This is a genomic window from Bradyrhizobium sp. (genome assembly GCF_052389815.1).
Taxonomy (GTDB): Bacteria; Pseudomonadota; Alphaproteobacteria; order Rhizobiales; family Xanthobacteraceae; genus Bradyrhizobium.
The window spans coordinates 1-2,089 of sequence record NZ_JBQTHN010000131.1; the positions used below are offsets into that span (position 1 = coordinate 1).

Genomic DNA, 2,089 nt, shown 5'->3' on the forward strand with positions numbered 1-2,089 from the left:
TGATCCTCCCCGCCGGCATCGCCCGATTCTGGTCGCGCGATATCACCGGCATGATCTGCATCGCGGTTCTGAGCGCGATCGTTTCGGGCTATGTGGGGCTGGTGCTGTCGTTCCAGAGCGGAATTCCCTCCGGCCCTGCGGTGATCCTGGTCGCGGCGGGGCTTTACGTGACCTCACTGCTGTTCGGCAACTGCGGCGGCCTAGTGCGGCAAGCGTTCCCCCGCCGCCATCTCGAAGCGTGACCCATGCGCAGATATTCGGTATTCCTGTTTTGTATCGCGCTGATTGCCAGCGTGCTGCCGGCGCGTGCCGAGCCGATCAAGGTCGTTGCGACCTTCTCGATCCTCGGCGATCTCGTGCGCAATGTCGGCGGCGACAACGTCGCCGTCACGACCCTGGTCGGTCCCGACAGCGATGCCCATGTTTATTCGCCGACGCCGGCGGACGCCAGGAAGATTGCGGATGCAAGGCTGATTGTCGTCAACGGCCTTGGCTTTGAAGGCTGGCTGCGGCGGCTGGTGCAATCGTCCGGCAGCAAGGCAAGGATCGTCACCGCGAGCAACGGCATCTCGACCCTCCGCCTGGGATCGGTCGTGGACCCGCACGCCTGGCAGTCGGTCAACAATACGAAGATCTACGTCGCCAATATCAGCATGGCGCTGGCGGCCGCCGATCCTGCCGCCGCCGAGCAGTTCGTGAAGAACTCGCAGGCCTATATCGCCAAGCTCGACGCGCTCGACCGCGAGGTTCGCGAGGCGGTCGCAAGACTTCCGCCCGACCGGCGCAAGGTGATCTCGACCCACAGCGCCTTCGGCTACTTCGCGGCCTCCTACGGCATCGAGTTCATCGCCCCGCTCGGCGTCTCCACCGAATCCGAGCCCAGCGCGCGCGACATCGCGAAAATCATCACCCAGATCAGGCGGGCGAAAATACCGGCGGTATTCCTGGAAAATGTCAGCGATCCCCGCCTGATGCAGCGGATCTCGGCCGAGACCGGCGCCAGGGTCGGCGGAACGCTGTATTCCGACGGTTTGACCGGCGAAAAGGGCGATGCCCCCACTTACATTGAGATGGTGAGGCACAATATAAAGGCCTTGACGCGCGCGCTCGGCGACTAGGGCGGGGTCCCACCCCGCAAGGCCTGGGCGGCGCCAAAATCCCGCTTTCGGAGCTGTTATGGCAGAGGTTGCACCTTCCCAAAAAATTCCCGTGACCGTGCTGACGGGCTATCTCGGCGCCGGCAAGACCACGCTGCTCAACCGCATCCTGTCGGAGAACCACGGCAAGAAATACGCGGTCATCGTCAACGAATTCGGCGAGATCGGCATCGACAACGACCTCATCATCGGCGCCGACGAGGAAGTGTTCGAGATGAACAACGGCTGCATCTGCTGCACCGTTCGCGGCGACCTCGTGCGCATCATCGAAGGGCTGATGAAGCGCAAGGGCAAGTTCGACGCCATCATCGTCGAGACCACGGGCCTCGCCGACCCGGCGCCGGTGGCGCAGACCTTCTTCGTCGACGAGGACGTGCAGAAGAATGCGCGGCTCGATGCCGTCGTCACCGTGGCGGATGCCAAATGGCTGAACGATCGTCTCAAGGACGCGCCGGAAGCCAAGAACCAGATCGCCTTCGCCGACGTCATCGTGCTCAACAAGACCGATCTCGTCTCCAGGCCCGAGCTCGCCGAGATCGAGGCCCGCATTCGCGGCATCAATCCCTATGCCAAGCTGCACCGCACCGAGCGCTGCAAGGTGGCTCTGGCGGACGTGCTGGAGCGCGGCGCGTTCGATCTCGATCGCATCCTCGAAATCGAGCCGGCGTTCCTCGAGGCCGACGATCATGACCATGACCGCGATCACCACCATCACGGCCATGACCATCACGATCACGGCCATGGCCATGGTGGCCTGAAGCATTATCACGACGAGGAAATGCAGTCGCTGGCGCTGCGCACGGAGAAGCCGCTCGATCCGACGAAATTCATGCCGTGGCTGCAGCAGCTCGTCGCCAGCGAAGGCCAGAAGATCCTGCGCTCCAAGGGCATCCTCGCCTTCAGCGACGATGACGACCGCTACGTCTTCCAGG

3 protein-coding genes are annotated in these 2,089 nt (G+C 63.3%); all 3 read left to right on the forward strand.

Translation table 11 applies throughout. The features are described from left to right. Positions 1-242, forward strand: a 242-nt coding sequence (locus tag ACT4OC_RS21355) for a metal ABC transporter permease (RefSeq protein WP_444841019.1), incomplete at its 5' end; no start/stop codon positions are given. Between the two features lie 3 nt (positions 243-245). After that, on the forward strand, positions 246-1,118 hold the full coding sequence (locus ACT4OC_RS21360) for a metal ABC transporter solute-binding protein, Zn/Mn family (protein WP_444841020.1): 873 nt from the start codon (positions 246-248) through the stop codon (positions 1,116-1,118). A 58-nt stretch (positions 1,119-1,176) separates the two neighbouring features. Continuing rightward, positions 1,177-2,089 (forward strand): CobW family GTP-binding protein (locus tag ACT4OC_RS21365; RefSeq protein ID WP_444841021.1); only part of this gene is annotated, 913 nt, incomplete at its 3' end.

Bases quoted from the DNA above. Each gene is read 5' to 3' on its own strand.
- ACT4OC_RS21360 (WP_444841020.1), top strand. From the start codon at position 246: ATGCGCAGATATTCGGTATTCCTGTTTTGTATCGCGCTGATTGCCAGC.